Consider the following 14183-nt stretch of genomic DNA (forward strand, 5'->3'; position numbering starts at 1 on the left):
TCAGGCTCCCCATTCGCTGAAATACACTCAGCATAAACGCAAAAACCCCACCCAACTCGGTGGGGTTTTTGCGTTTACGGTTCGCCTGTATAAGTGAGAGAGGTCGAAATGCGGCATCTGTTGTAAGCTTGACAAAGCACACGGCTTGCCTCACAATCGTCAGTTCTCTGCGGAGGGGTGCCCGAGTGGCTAAAGGGGGCAGACTGTAAATCTGTTGGCTTACGCCTACGTTGGTTCGAATCCAACCTCCTCCACCAGAACAAGTAGCAAGCGTCGGGAATCGTTAGACCCAAGCGGGTGTAGCTCAATGGTAGAGCAGAAGCCTTCCAAGCTTATGACGAGGGTTCGATTCCCTTCACCCGCTCCAGCATCAAGGTCCGCCCATGTGGCTCAGTGGTAGAGCACTCCCTTGGTAAGGGAGAGGTCAGCAGTTCGATCCTGCTCATGGGCACCAGTAACATCGTCCACACTGTTTGCGCGCGGCGCAAGGTACGGAAAAATTCCTGTTAGGAGTCGAAAATGGCAAAAGGTAAATTCGAACGGACCAAGCCGCACGTCAATGTAGGCACGATTGGTCACGTCGACCACGGCAAGACCACGCTGACGGCAGCGATCGCGACGGTGTTGTCGAAGAAGTTCGGCGGCGAAGCGAAGGCATATGACCAGATCGACGCGGCGCCGGAAGAAAAGGCACGTGGTATCACGATCAACACAGCGCACGTCGAGTACGAAACGCAGAACCGTCACTACGCGCACGTTGACTGCCCGGGTCACGCCGACTATGTGAAGAACATGATTACAGGTGCAGCGCAGATGGACGGCGCAATCCTGGTGTGTTCGGCCGCGGACGGCCCGATGCCGCAAACGCGTGAGCACATCCTGTTGGCCCGTCAGGTTGGCGTGCCGTACATCATCGTGTTCCTGAACAAGTGCGACATGGTTGACGACGCCGAGTTGCTGGAACTGGTGGAAATGGAAGTGCGCGAGCTTCTGTCGAAGTACGACTTCCCGGGCGACGACACGCCGATCATCAAGGGTTCGGCCAAGCTGGCGCTGGAAGGCGACACGGGCGAGCTGGGTGAAGTGGCGATTCTGAACCTGGCCAACGCGCTGGACACGTACATCCCGACGCCGGAGCGCGCAGTTGACGGTACGTTCCTGATGCCGGTGGAAGACGTGTTCTCGATCTCGGGTCGCGGCACGGTGGTGACGGGCCGTATCGAGCGTGGCGTGGTGAAGGTGGGCGAGGAAATCGAAATCATCGGTATCAAGCCGACGGTGAAGACGACGTGCACGGGCGTGGAAATGTTCCGCAAGCTGCTGGACCAAGGTCAGGCGGGCGACAACGTGGGTATTCTGTTGCGCGGCACGAAGCGTGAAGACGTGGAGCGTGGTCAAGTGCTGGCCAAGCCGGGTTCGATCACGCCGCACACGCACTTCACGGCTGAAGTGTATGTGTTGAGCAAGGACGAAGGCGGCCGTCATACGCCGTTCTTCAACAACTATCGCCCGCAGTTCTACTTCCGTACCACGGACGTGACGGGATCGATCGAGTTGCCGAAGGACAAGGAAATGGTGATGCCGGGCGACAACGTGTCGATCACGGTGAAGCTGATTGCACCGATCGCCATGGAAGAAGGCCTGCGCTTCGCTATCCGTGAAGGCGGTCGTACCGTCGGCGCCGGTGTCGTGGCCAAGGTTCTCGAGTAAGTCGAGCAACGCCAGAAATTGCTCGATAGTCTGTAGTTTTCGGGGTTAGCGAAATTGCTGACCCCAACTGGTTTAGGGGTATAGCTCAACTGGCAGAGCGTCGGTCTCCAAAACCGAAGGTTGGGGGTTCGATTCCCTCTGCCCCTGCCACAATCTTGCGTCTCCGGGCGCTGTTTAAGGTGTTATGGCGAATCCTTCCGTCGAAACTGTAAATACTTCCGGCGACAAGTTGATGTTGACCGCGGGCGTATTGTTGGTCTTGGCCGGGTTCGTAGGTTTCTTCTGGCTGAGTGGCCAGGAGTGGTACGTTCGCGGCGCCGCGCTTGCTGTCGGCTTGATCGCGGGTGTCGCGGTCGGTCTTCTCTCCGCACCGGGAAAAGGTTTTATCGCCTTTGCCAAAGATTCGTACAAAGAAGTCCGCAAGGTGGTGTGGCCGACGCGCAAGGAAGCCACGCAAACCACATTGGTGGTCTTTGCGTTTGTACTCGTCATGGCAATCTTCTTGTGGCTTAGCGATAAGTCGATCGAGTGGGTGATATTCTCGGTAATTCTGGGTTGGAGATGATATGAGCGAAGCACCGGCATCACCTAGCGGAAAACGTTGGTACGTCGTGCACGCCTACTCCGGCATGGAGAAAAGCGTGCAACGCGCGCTTCAAGAGCGCATCGACCGCGCCGGCATGCAGGATCAATTTGGTCAAATTCTCGTTCCGACCGAAGAAGTTGTAGAAGTGAAAGGTGGTCATAAATCTGTGACTGAGCGTCGTTTTTTTCCGGGCTATGTGCTCGTGGAAATGGAAATGACGGACGAAACCTGGCACTTGGTAAAAAATACGGCTAAAGTGACGGGTTTTGTCGGCGGGGCGCGTAATCGTCCGAGCCCGATCTCTCCGCGTGAAGTGGAAAAGATCATGTCGCAGATGCAAGAAGGCGTGGAAAAGCCGCGCCCGAAGACCCTGTTCGAAGTAGGCGAGATGGTGCGGGTCAAGGAAGGCCCGTTCACGGACTTCAACGGCAACGTCGAAGAAGTGAACTACGAAAAATCGCGGGTTCGTGTATCCGTAACGATTTTCGGACGTTCAACCCCCGTAGAGCTTGAGTTCGGTCAGGTAGAAAAGGTTTAACGAGTATTCGTAGTTCGCCGCGCTCGAAGTGTGAACTTCGTAGCGCGGTTCGCGCTTACAGTCCGCATATGACTGTTGAGGAGCGTCAGTAGCCATTTTGGCGAGCGCGCGTTATCACTCACCGAACGCTAACGCGTTCTGCAGAGGTTTTCAACATGGCAAAGAAAATCATCGGCTTTATCAAACTGCAGATTCCTGCAGGTAAAGCCAATCCGTCACCGCCGGTTGGTCCGGCACTGGGCCAGCGCGGCCTGAACATCATGGAGTTCTGCAAGGCGTTTAACGCGCAGACTCAAGCGATGGAGCCGGGTCTGCCCGTGCCGGTGGTTATTACGGCATTCGCGGACAAGAGCTTCACGTTCATCATGAAGACGCCGCCGGCTACCGTTCTGATCAAGAAGGCTGCGGCCATCCAGAAGGGTTCGCCGAAGCCGCACGTCGACAAGGTCGGCAATATCACGCGCGCGCAAGCTGAAGAAATCGCAAAGACCAAGATGCCTGACCTTACGGCAGCGGATCTGGATGCAGCGGTCCGTACGATCGCAGGCAGCGCCCGTTCAATGGGCATCACCGTGGAGGGCGTGTAAATGGCTAAGCTTTCTAAGCGCCTGCAAGCGCTCGCTACCAAGGTAGACCGGATGAAGCTGTACCCGATCGACGACGCTCTGTCGATCGTGAAGGAATGCGCAAGCGCCAAGTTCGATGAATCCATCGACGTGGCTGTGCAACTCGGCATCGACGCGAAAAAGTCGGATCAAGTGGTTCGCGGTTCGGTCGTGTTGCCTGCTGGTACCGGCAAGTCGGTTCGCGTTGCTGTGTTTGCGCAAGGCGAAAAGGCTGAGCAAGCTCGTGCAGCGGGTGCAGAAGTGGTGGGTATGGAAGACCTGGCTGAACAAGTCAAGGCTGGTAATCTGAATTTCGACGTTGTGATCGCTTCGCCGGACACGATGCGCGTTGTCGGTACGCTCGGCCAGATTCTCGGCCCACGCGGCCTGATGCCGAATCCGAAAGTCGGTACTGTGACCGCCGACGTTGCTCAAGCAGTGCGCAACGCAAAGGCTGGTCAAGTTCAGTTCCGCGTCGACAAAGGCGGGATCATCCACGCAACCATCGGCCGTGCATCGTTTGAGCCGGCGTCGTTGCGTCAGAATTTGTCGGCACTGGTGGAAGCCTTGCAAAAGGCCAAGCCGGCGACCAGCAAGGGCGTTTATCTGCGCAAGATCGCATTGTCGAGCACCATGGGTGTTGGTGTGCGTGTCGATCACGCAACGCTCTCGCAGTAAAGAATCATGCATGGGTTCACGCATTAAAGTGTGAACCCATGTTAAGGGCTTTGGGCGGTTGCAAGCTGCAGTTGAGCGCGCAACCGGTTGTCAAAGACCGTTGGCGGAAGCGCAGCAGTTGGGCGTGACCTTAATGCAAGCCAACGCAGATGGCGAACCCGTAACAGTTTTGGTGTGGTTGAAATCGGTTGTCGCGTGTTGTGAGATGCGCACTGGCTGATCGAAATACTCCTGACAGGTCGGACGCCGTTGTTGAACGCGATGCGCTAAGTTGGCGTGTCGAATCTGGAGGTTTAACCGTGCCACTGAACAAAGAAGACAAGCAGGCAGTTGTCGCTGAAGTCGCCGCGCAAGTCGCGAAGGCCCAGACGATGGTGCTCGCTGAGTATCGTGGAATTGCGGTTGGCGATCTGACCAAGCTGCGCGCAAAGGCTCGCGAGCAACAAGTGTATCTCCGCGTGTTGAAAAACACGTTGGCGCGCCGCGCCGTGGAAGGTACGCCGTTCGCTCCGCTGGCCGAGCAGATGACTGGTCCTCTGATCTACGGCATCTCTGAAGATGCAATTGCGGCTGCCAAGGTTGTAAACGACTTCGGCAAAACCAATGACAAGTTGATCATCAAGGCCGGTTCCTACGAAGGCAATGTGATGGACAAGGCGGCTGTGCAAGCACTCGCCAACATCCCGAGCCGCGAAGAACTGCTCTCCAAGTTGTTGTACGTCATGCAAGCTCCTGTTTCTGGCTTCGCGCGCGCCTTGGCCGCGCTTGCCGAGAAGAAGGGCGGCGGCGCAGAAGCTCCGGCTGAAGCGCAACCGGAAGTTGCTGCTTAACGTATCGCGCTTGGTTGCCTGGTTAGGCTTACAAGATCGCTGGCTGTATCCGAATTCAATTTAGGAGTATTTCAAATGGCAATCGCAAAAGATGACATCCTCGAAGCAGTAAGCTCGATGTCGGTTCTGGAATTGAACGAGCTGGTCAAGGCGTTCGAAGAAAAGTTTGGCGTGTCGGCTGCTGCTGTCGCTGTTGCTGGCCCCGCTGGTGCTGGCGCCGCTGCTGCTGAAGAGCAAACCGAGTTCACCGTGAACCTGGTTGAAGTGGGCGCGAACAAGGTATCGGTCATTAAGGCAGTTCGTGAACTGACGGGTCTCGGCCTGAAGGAAGCGAAGGACCTGGTTGACGGCGCACCGAAGGCTGTTAAGGAATCGGTACCGAAAGCTGCTGCTGAAGAAGCGAAGAAGAAGCTGGAAGAAGCAGGCGCGAAGGCTGAAATCAAGTAAGTTCGGCTGCGCTTTGCTAAGGCTGGCGGTCTATGACCGCCGGCCTTTTTCTGCTTTGTGGGGACTATGTTTTGAGTCGTTGGTTTCGGCAACAATGACCACATAGAAGCCAAAGAAAAATATCGGCTGGAGTGATTTTGCCGATTCTTTTCTTTGTCTTCTGAAGCGACTGCAGAAGGCAAGTTTGGTCGGGTAGCGGGAAACATAGGCATCCGCTGCCGTCAGCCAGCGGTTGGTAGCGGCCAACCACCAAGCTTCTAGGCTCGTTCGTCCCTCCCCGGACGTATGACGAGTCTCAGTCGGTGAACACCGGGTCGTGTCATCGAGGTATCCCGCCTCGGCAACGCCCGCCGTGATTCGGAGATCGTATGCAATATTCCTTCACCGAGAAGAAGCGTATTCGCAAGAGTTTCGCGAAACGCCCCATCGTTCACCAGGTTCCCTTTCTGCTGGCCACCCAGCTTGAATCATTCAGCACCTTTCTGCAAGAGACCACCAGCGCAACACAGCGTAAAGCGGAAGGGTTGCAAGCAGCGTTTTCGTCGGTGTTTCCGATCGTTTCGCACAACGGGTTCGCGCGTCTCGAGTTCGTAAGCTACATGCTCTCGCCGCCGGCATTCAACATCAAGGAATGTCAGCAGCGCGGTTTGACGTACTGCTCCGCCTTGCGCGCGAAGGTGCGCCTGGTGCTGCTCGACAAGGAATCGCCGAGCAAGCCGGTCGTCAAGGAAGTGAAGGAGCAGGAAGTCTACATGGGCGAAATGCCGCTCATGACGCCGACCGGTTCGTTCGTCATCAACGGCACGGAACGCGTGATCGTGTCCCAGTTGCATCGTTCGCCTGGCGTGTTTTTCGAGCACGACAAGGGCAAGACGCACAGCTCGGGCAAGCTGCTTTTCTCGGCTCGTATCATTCCTTACCGCGGTTCGTGGCTCGACTTCGAATTCGATCCGAAGGACGTGCTGTATTTCCGCGTCGACCGTCGCCGGAAAATGCCGGTGACAATCCTGCTGAAGGCCATCGGCCTGACGCCGGAACAGATCCTCGCGAACTTCTTCGTATTCGATAACTTCGCGCTGATGGCCGAAGGCGCGCAAATGGAATTCGTGCCGGAGCGTCTGCGCGGTGAAGTTGCGCGCTTCGACATCCAGGATCGCGAAGGCAACGTCATCGTCCAGAAGGACAAGCGGATCAACGCAAAGCACATTCGCGACCTCGAAGCCGCGAAGACGAAGTTCATCTCGGTTCCCGAAGACTATTTGCTTGGCCGCGTGCTGGCAAAGAACGTCGTGGACGGCGAGACGGGCGAAGTGATCGCGAACGCCAACGACGAAATCACCGAAACCGTGCTCGAAAAGCTGCGCGAGTCGAAGGTCAAGGACATACAGACGCTCTACACGAACGATCTGGATCAAGGTCCGTACATCTCGTCGACGCTGCGTATCGACGAAACGGCTGACCGCATGGCCGCGCGTATCGCGATTTACCGCATGATGCGTCCGGGCGAACCGCCGACGGAAGAAGCCGTCGAGGCGCTCTTCAACCGCCTGTTCTATAGCGAAGACGCGTACGACCTGTCGAAGGTGGGTCGTATGAAGTTCAATCGCCGGGTGGGCCGTGACGAAATCGTCGGTCCGATGACGCTGCAGGACGAGGACATCCTCGCGACCATCAAGATTCTGGTCGAGCTGCGTAACGGCAAGGGCGAAGTCGATGACATCGATCACTTGGGCAATCGCCGTGTGCGTTGCGTCGGTGAATTGGCTGAGAACCAGTTCCGCGCCGGCCTAGTGCGCGTGGAACGGGCTGTGAAGGAACGTCTGGGTCAGGCTGAAAGCGAAAACCTGATGCCGCACGACCTGATCAATTCGAAGCCGATTTCGTCTGCCATCCGCGAGTTCTTTGGTTCGTCGCAGTTGTCGCAGTTTATGGACCAGACGAATCCGCTGTCGGAAATCACGCACAAGCGCCGTGTTTCGGCTCTTGGACCGGGCGGTTTGACGCGTGAACGCGCAGGCTTTGAAGTCCGCGACGTGCACCCGACTCACTACGGCCGCGTGTGCCCGATTGAAACGCCGGAAGGTCCGAACATCGGGCTGATCAACTCGCTCGCGCTGTACGCGCACTTGAACGAGTACGGTTTCCTCGAGACGCCGTATCGGAAAGTGGTGGACGGCAAGGTAACCGATCAGATCGATTACCTGTCGGCAATCGAAGAGGGTCGTTACGTGATCGCTCAGGCGAACGCGTCGCTGGGCGAAGGCGGCACGCTGACCGACGAACTGGTTTCGTCGCGTGAAGCGGGCGAAACGCTGATGGTGACGCCTGACCGCATCCAGTACATGGACGTGGCGCCGTCGCAGATCGTGTCGGTGGCGGCTTCGCTGATTCCGTTCCTTGAACACGATGACGCGAACCGCGCATTGATGGGCTCGAACATGCAGCGTCAGGCAGTGCCTTGCCTGCGTCCGGAAAAGGCTGTGGTCGGTACGGGTATTGAACGTACCGTGGCGGTCGACTCGGGTACGACGGTTCAGGCGTTCCGCGGCGGTATCGTGGATTACGTCGATGCCGGCCGTATCGTGATTCGGGTGAACGACGACGAAGCGGTCGCCGGCGAAGTCGGTGTGGACATCTACAACCTGATCAAGTACACGCGTTCGAACCAGAACACGAACATCAACCAGCGTCCGATCGTGAAGGTCGGCGACAAGGTTGGCCGTGGCGACGTGGTGGCTGACGGTGCATCGACCGATCTGGGCGAGCTCGCGCTTGGCCAGAACATGCTCGTCGCGTTCATGCCATGGAACGGCTACAACTTCGAGGATTCGATCCTGATCTCGGAGAAGGTCGTGGCGGAAGACCGCTACACGTCGATCCACATTGAAGAACTGAATGTGGTCGCGCGCGACACGAAGCTCGGACCGGAAGAAATCACGCGCGACATCTCGAACCTGGCTGAAGTGCAACTCGGCCGTCTCGATGAGTCGGGCATTGTGTACATCGGCGCTGAAGTCGAAGCGGGCGACGTGCTGGTCGGCAAGGTCACGCCGAAGGGCGAAACCCAGTTGACGCCGGAAGAAAAGCTGCTGCGCGCAATTTTCGGCGAGAAGGCGTCGGACGTGAAGGATACGTCGCTGCGCGTGCCCTCGGGCATGAGCGGAACGGTGATCGACGTGCAGGTGTTCACGCGCGAAGGTATTACGCGTGACAAGCGTGCACAGCAGATCATCGATGACGAACTGAAGCGTTATCGCCTGGACTTGAACGATCAGCTGCGCATTGTGGAAGGCGACGCGTTCTCGCGTCTCGCCCGCATGCTCAACGGCAAGATCGCGAACGGCGGACCGAAGAAGCTGGCGAAGGGCACGGCGATCGATCTGCCGTATCTGGAAGATCTGGATCACTATCACTGGTTCGACATCCGTCTGGCCGACGAAGAAGCTGCTGCGCAACTGGAAGCCATCAAGGATTCCATCGAACAGAAGCGTCACCAGTTCGACCTGGCGTTCGAAGAAAAGCGCAAGAAGCTGACGCAAGGCGACGAACTGCCGCCGGGCGTGCTGAAGATGGTCAAGGTGTATCTGGCCGTCAAGCGTCGCCTGCAGCCGGGCGACAAGATGGCCGGCCGTCACGGCAACAAGGGTGTCGTGTCGAAGATCGTGCCGATCGAAGACATGCCGTACATGGCCGACGGCCGTCCGGCCGACGTCGTGCTGAATCCGCTGGGCGTGCCTTCACGGATGAACGTGGGTCAGATTCTCGAAGTGCATCTGGGCTGGGCCGCGAAGGGTCTGGGCTGGCGTATTGGCGAGATGCTGCAGCATCAGGCGAAGGTTGAAGAGCTCCGTGCATTCCTGACGAAGATCTACAACGAGTCGGGCCGTGCCGAAGAGCTGGAAAGCTTCAGCGACGACGAAATCGTCGAACTGGCGAAGAACCTGCGCGAAGGCGTTCCTTTTGCAACGCCGGTGTTCGACGGCGCGACGGAAGGCGAAATGGAACGTGCGCTGGATCTGGCGTTCCCGGACGACATCGCGAAACAGCTTGGCATGACGAAGTCGAAGAATCAGGTGCAGTTGAGCGACGGCCGCACGGGTGAACCGTTCGAACGGACGGTCACGGTGGGCTACATGCACTACCTGAAACTGCATCACCTGGTCGACGACAAGATGCACGCCCGTTCGACCGGACCGTACTCGCTCGTCACACAGCAGCCGCTGGGTGGTAAGGCGCAGTTCGGTGGCCAGCGTTTCGGTGAGATGGAAGTGTGGGCGCTCGAGGCATATGGCGCTTCGTACGTGCTGCAGGAAATGCTGACTGTCAAGTCGGATGACGTGGCCGGTCGTACCAAGGTGTATGAAAACCTGGTCAAGGGTGACCACGTGATCGACGCCGGCATGCCTGAGTCGTTCAATGTGTTGGTGAAGGAAATCCGGTCGCTCGGTATCGACATCGACCTGGACCGGAACTAATCGGACTACTGGAGAGACGCAATGAAAGCTCTGCTCGATCTATTCAAGCAAGTCCAACAACCTGAAGTTTTTGACGCGATCAAGATCGGTCTGGCCTCGCCGGACAAGATCCGTTCGTGGTCCTTCGGCGAAGTGAAGAAGCCTGAAACCATCAACTACCGGACATTCAAGCCGGAACGCGATGGCCTGTTCTGCGCCAAGATTTTTGGCCCGATCAAGGACTACGAGTGCCTGTGCGGCAAGTACAAGCGCCTGAAGCATCGCGGCGTGATCTGCGAGAAGTGCGGCGTTGAAGTCACGCTCGCCAAGGTGCGCCGCGAACGGATGGGCCACATTGAACTGGCCTCGCCGGTTGCGCACATCTGGTTTTTGAAGTCGTTGCCGTCGCGTCTGGGCATGGTGCTCGACATGACGCTGCGCGACATCGAACGCGTGCTGTATTTCGAAGCGTACGTGGTGATCGAACCGGGCATGACGCCGCTGAAAGCGCGGCAGATCATGACGGAAGAGGATTACTACAACAAGGTCGAGGAATACGGCGACGAATTCCGTGCCGAAATGGGCGCGGAAGGCGTGCGGGAATTGCTGCGCGCGATCAACATCGACGAACAGGTCGAGTTGTTGCGCACCGAACTCAAGAACACGGGTTCGGAAGCGAAGATCAAGAAGTACGCGAAGCGCCTGAAAGTGCTCGAGGCATTCCAGCGTTCGGGCATCAAGCCGGACTGGATGGTGCTGGAGGTGCTGCCGGTGCTGCCGCCGGAACTGCGTCCGCTCGTGCCGCTCGACGGCGGCCGTTTCGCGACGTCGGACCTGAACGACCTGTATCGCCGCGTGATCAACCGTAACAACCGGTTGAAGCGTCTGCTCGAACTGAAGGCGCCTGAAATCATCGTCCGCAACGAAAAGCGGATGCTGCAGGAAGCCGTCGATTCGCTGCTCGACAACGGTCGCCGCGGTAAAGCAATGACCGGCGCGAACAAGCGTCCGCTGAAGTCGCTCGCCGACATGATCAAGGGTAAGGGCGGTCGTTTCCGTCAGAACTTGCTCGGTAAGCGCGTTGACTATTCCGGCCGTTCGGTGATCGTGGTTGGCCCGACGCTCAAGCTGCATCAGTGCGGCCTGCCGAAGCTGATGGCGCTCGAACTGTTCAAGCCTTTCATCTTCAACAAGCTGGAAGTGATGGGCGTGGCGACGACCATCAAGGCCGCGAAGAAGGAAGTCGAGAATCAGACCGCCGTGGTGTGGGACATTCTGGAAGAAGTGATCCGCGAACATCCGGTCATGCTGAACCGCGCGCCTACGCTTCACCGTCTTGGCATTCAGGCGTTCGAGCCGGTGCTGATCGAAGGCAAGGCGATTCAACTGCATCCGCTCGTTTGCGCGGCGTTCAACGCCGACTTCGACGGTGACCAGATGGCCGTTCACGTGCCGCTGTCGCTCGAAGCGCAGATGGAAGCGCGCACGCTGATGCTGGCGTCGAACAACGTCCTGTTCCCGGCCAACGGCGATCCGTCGATCGTGCCGTCGCAGGATATTGTGCTGGGTCTTTACTACGCATCGCGTGAAGCGGTGAATGGCAAGGGCGAAGGCATGACGTTCACGGGCGTGTCGGAAGCGATTCGCGCGTACGAAAACAAGGAAGTCGAGCTTGCGTCGCGCGTGAATGTCCGGATCACGGAAATGATCCACAACCCGGATCAGAGCGAAGGCGCACCGAAGTTCGTGCCGAAGGTCACGCTGTACGCAACGACCATTGGCCGTTCGATTCTTTCGGAAATTCTGCCGCCGGGACTGCCGTTCTCGGTGCTGAACCGGCCGTTGAAGAAGAAGGAAATTTCGCGCCTGATCAACACGGCATTCCGCAAGTGCGGTCTGCGCGAAACGGTGATCTTTGCTGACCAATTGATGCAGATGGGTTTCCGTCTGGCAACGCGCGCCGGTATTTCGATTTGCGTCGACGACATGCTCGTGCCGCCGCAAAAGGAACAGATCGTCGGCGACGCAGCCAAGAAGGTGAAGGAATACGACCGTCAGTACATGTCGGGTCTCGTCACCTCGCAAGAGCGCTACAACAACGTGGTCGACATCTGGTCGGCAACGTCGGAATCGGTCGGCAAGGCGATGATGGAGCAGTTGGCTACGGAACCCGTGGTCGACCGCGACGGTAATCAGACGAAGCAGGAATCGTTCAACTCGATCTACATGATGGCCGACTCGGGCGCACGTGGATCGGCGGTTCAGATTCGTCAGTTGGCCGGTATGCGTGGCCTGATGGCGAAGCCGGACGGCTCGATTATCGAGACGCCTATCACGGCGAACTTCCGTGAAGGCCTGAACGTGTTGCAGTACTTCATCTCGACGCACGGTGCACGTAAAGGCCTGGCGGATACGGCGTTGAAGACGGCGAACTCGGGTTACCTGACGCGTCGTCTCGTTGACGTGACGCAGGATCTGGTCGTGGTCGAAGACGATTGCGGCACGACCAACGGCGTTGCCATGAAGGCGCTGGTTGAAGGCGGTGAAGTTGTCGAAGCTCTGCGTGACCGGATTCTGGGTCGCGTGGCGGTGGCTGACGTCGTCAACCCGGAAACGCAGGAAACGCTGTTTGAATCGGGTTCGCTGCTTGACGAAGATGCGGTCGATGAAATCGAACGCCTGGGTATCGACGAAGTGCGCGTGCGCACGCCGTTGACCTGCGAAACGCGTTACGGCCTGTGCGCTTCGTGCTATGGCCGCGACCTGGGCCGTGGTTCGCGCGTGAACGTCGGCGAAGCGGTTGGCGTGATCGCTGCGCAGTCGATCGGCGAGCCGGGCACGCAGTTGACCATGCGTACGTTCCACATCGGTGGTGCGGCGTCGCGTGCGGCGATTGCTTCGTCGGTGGAAGCCAAGTCGAACGGCACGGTGCGTTTCACGGCAACCATGCGTTACGTCACGAATGCGAAGGGCGAGCAGATCGTCATCTCGCGTTCGGGCGAGGCGATCATTGCCGACGACCTCGGTCGTGAGCGTGAACGTCACAAAATCCCGTACGGCGCAACGTTGCTGCAACTCGACGGTGTGCAGATCAAGGCTGGTGCACAACTGGCTCAATGGGATCCGCTGACGCGTCCGATCATCACCGAGTGGGGCGGTACGGTGAAGTTCGAAAACGTCGAGGAAGGCGTGACGGTCGCGAAGCAGATCGACGATGTGACGGGGCTTTCCACGCTCGTCGTGATCGACGTGAAGCGTCGTGGTTCGCAAGCGTCGAAGAGCGTTCGTCCGCAAGTGAAGCTGCTCGATGCGCAAGGCGAAGAAGTCAAGATCCCGAACACCGAGCATTCGGTGCAGATCGGCTTCCAGGTTGGCGCACTGATCACCGTGAAGGACGGTCAGCAAGTGCAGGTTGGTGAAGTGCTTGCACGTATCCCGGTTGAAGCGCAGAAGACGCGTGACATTACCGGCGGTCTGCCGCGCGTGGCCGAACTGTTCGAAGCGCGCTCGCCGAAGGACGCCGGCATTCTGGCGGAAGTCACGGGTACGACGTCGTTCGGTAAGGACACGAAGGGCAAGCAGCGTCTCGTCATTACCGACGTGGAAGGGGAACAGCATGAGTTCCTGATCACTAAGGAAAAGCAGGTGCTGGTGCACGATGGTCAGGTCGTCAACAAGGGCGAAATGATCGTTGACGGTCCGGCCGATCCGCACGACATCCTGCGTTTGCAGGGTATCGAGGCGCTGGCGCGTTACATCGTGGACGAAGTGCAGGACGTGTACCGTCTGCAAGGCGTGAAGATCAACGACAAGCACATTGAAGTAATCGTGCGTCAGATGTTGCGTCGTGTGCAGATCGTCGACAACGGCGATACGCGTTTCATCATGGGCGAACAGGTCGAGCGTTCGGACATGCTGGACGAGAACGACCGGATGGCTGCGGAAGGCAAGATCCCCGCGACCTATGAGAACGTGCTGCTGGGTATCACGAAGGCATCGCTCTCGACCGATTCGTTCATCTCGGCGGCTTCGTTCCAGGAAACGACGCGCGTGTTGACCGAAGCGGCAATCATGGGCAAGCGCGACGATTTGCGCGGTCTGAAGGAAAACGTGATCGTGGGCCGTCTGATTCCGGCCGGCACGGGTCTCGCGTTCCACAAGGCACGCAAGAGCCGCGAGTTGTCCGATCGTCAACGTTTCGACCAGATTGCAGCGGAAGAATCGTTCGATTTCGGCACGCCCGAAGCTGCGCCTGTCGCACCTGCAGAACAGCAACATCCGGCGGAATAAGTTTGGGGTCGGGCCTTTATGGCTCGGTCTTAAGCGACCTTCTGC

General features: G+C 58.1%; 10 protein-coding genes and 4 tRNA genes. 13 read left to right on the forward strand and 1 reads right to left on the reverse strand.

Annotated features, from left to right (window positions below; all coding sequences use genetic code 11):
- Positions 1-171 precede the first annotated feature (171 nt).
- From AWB64_RS25225 to rplL, 11 genes are all read left to right on the forward strand, one after another.
- Positions 172-257, forward strand: a tRNA-Tyr gene (locus AWB64_RS25225).
- A 36-nt stretch (positions 258-293) separates the two neighbouring features.
- A tRNA-Gly gene (locus tag AWB64_RS25230) sits at positions 294-367 on the forward strand.
- Positions 368-379: 12 nt separating this feature from the next.
- Positions 380-454, forward strand: a tRNA-Thr gene (locus tag AWB64_RS25235).
- A 65-nt stretch (positions 455-519) separates the two neighbouring features.
- Complete coding sequence (tuf, locus tag AWB64_RS25240; RefSeq protein ID WP_060858177.1) at positions 520-1710, forward strand: elongation factor Tu; 1191 nt, start codon at positions 520-522, stop codon at positions 1708-1710.
- A gap of 74 nt (positions 1711-1784) precedes the next feature.
- Positions 1785-1860, forward strand: a tRNA-Trp gene (locus AWB64_RS25245).
- A gap of 34 nt (positions 1861-1894) precedes the next feature.
- On the forward strand, positions 1895-2275 hold the full coding sequence (gene secE, locus AWB64_RS25250) for a preprotein translocase subunit SecE (protein ID WP_056355385.1): 381 nt from the start codon (positions 1895-1897) through the stop codon (positions 2273-2275).
- Between the two features lies 1 nt (position 2276).
- Positions 2277-2834, forward strand: a complete 558-nt coding sequence (nusG, locus tag AWB64_RS25255) for a transcription termination/antitermination protein NusG (RefSeq protein ID WP_047845328.1) — start codon at positions 2277-2279, stop codon at positions 2832-2834.
- Positions 2835-2989: 155 nt separating this feature from the next.
- Positions 2990-3421: a 50S ribosomal protein L11 gene (rplK, locus tag AWB64_RS25260; RefSeq protein ID WP_056355388.1), complete on the forward strand. Its 432-nt coding sequence runs from the start codon at positions 2990-2992 to the stop codon at positions 3419-3421.
- Positions 3422-4117, forward strand: a complete 696-nt coding sequence (gene rplA, locus AWB64_RS25265; RefSeq protein WP_060858178.1) for a 50S ribosomal protein L1 — start codon at positions 3422-3424, stop codon at positions 4115-4117. It begins immediately after the preceding gene.
- Between the two features lie 299 nt (positions 4118-4416).
- Positions 4417-4947 carry a 50S ribosomal protein L10 gene (gene rplJ / locus AWB64_RS25270; protein ID WP_060858179.1) on the forward strand — a complete coding sequence of 177 codons (531 nt, stop codon included), beginning with the start codon at positions 4417-4419 and terminating at the stop codon, positions 4945-4947.
- Between the two features lie 75 nt (positions 4948-5022).
- Entirely contained in the window at positions 5023-5394 is a 372-nt protein-coding gene (gene rplL / locus AWB64_RS25275; protein ID WP_060858180.1) for a 50S ribosomal protein L7/L12, read from the forward strand.
- A gap of 30 nt (positions 5395-5424) precedes the next feature.
- Here the strand turns inward: rplL and AWB64_RS31700 are convergent, their stop codons facing one another.
- A complete protein-coding gene (locus AWB64_RS31700; RefSeq protein ID WP_157766698.1) occupies positions 5425-5640 on the reverse strand; it encodes a hypothetical protein in 216 nt (71 codons plus the stop codon).
- Between the two features lie 122 nt (positions 5641-5762).
- Here AWB64_RS31700 and rpoB point away from each other — a divergent pair, with 122 nt between their 5' ends.
- Positions 5763-9869, forward strand: a complete 4107-nt coding sequence (rpoB, locus tag AWB64_RS25280) for a DNA-directed RNA polymerase subunit beta (protein WP_060858181.1) — start codon at positions 5763-5765, stop codon at positions 9867-9869.
- Between the two features lie 21 nt (positions 9870-9890).
- Positions 9891-14138 carry a DNA-directed RNA polymerase subunit beta' gene (gene rpoC, locus AWB64_RS25285; RefSeq protein WP_060858182.1) on the forward strand — a complete coding sequence of 1416 codons (4248 nt, stop codon included), beginning with the start codon at positions 9891-9893 and terminating at the stop codon, positions 14136-14138.
- The last annotated feature ends 45 nt before the right edge of the window (positions 14139-14183 follow it).

It is taken from the genome of Caballeronia sordidicola (assembly GCF_001544455.2).
GTDB lineage: Bacteria > Pseudomonadota > Gammaproteobacteria > Burkholderiales > Burkholderiaceae > Caballeronia > Caballeronia sordidicola.

Excerpts from the sequence above, each read along its gene's own strand:
- rpoC (WP_060858182.1), top strand. The coding sequence starts at position 9,891 with ATGAAAGCTCTGCTCGATCTATTCAAGCAAGTCCAACAACCTGAAGTT.
- tuf (WP_060858177.1), top strand. The coding sequence starts at position 520 with ATGGCAAAAGGTAAATTCGAACGGACCAAGCCGCACGTCAATGTAGGC.
- rplL (WP_060858180.1), top strand. The coding sequence starts at position 5,023 with ATGGCAATCGCAAAAGATGACATCCTCGAAGCAGTAAGCTCGATGTCG.
- rpoB (WP_060858181.1), top strand. The coding sequence starts at position 5,763 with ATGCAATATTCCTTCACCGAGAAGAAGCGTATTCGCAAGAGTTTCGCG.
- rplA (WP_060858178.1), top strand. The coding sequence starts at position 3,422 with ATGGCTAAGCTTTCTAAGCGCCTGCAAGCGCTCGCTACCAAGGTAGAC.
- nusG (WP_047845328.1), top strand. The coding sequence starts at position 2,277 with ATGAGCGAAGCACCGGCATCACCTAGCGGAAAACGTTGGTACGTCGTG.
- rplK (WP_056355388.1), top strand. The coding sequence starts at position 2,990 with ATGGCAAAGAAAATCATCGGCTTTATCAAACTGCAGATTCCTGCAGGT.
- secE (WP_056355385.1), top strand. The coding sequence starts at position 1,895 with ATGGCGAATCCTTCCGTCGAAACTGTAAATACTTCCGGCGACAAGTTG.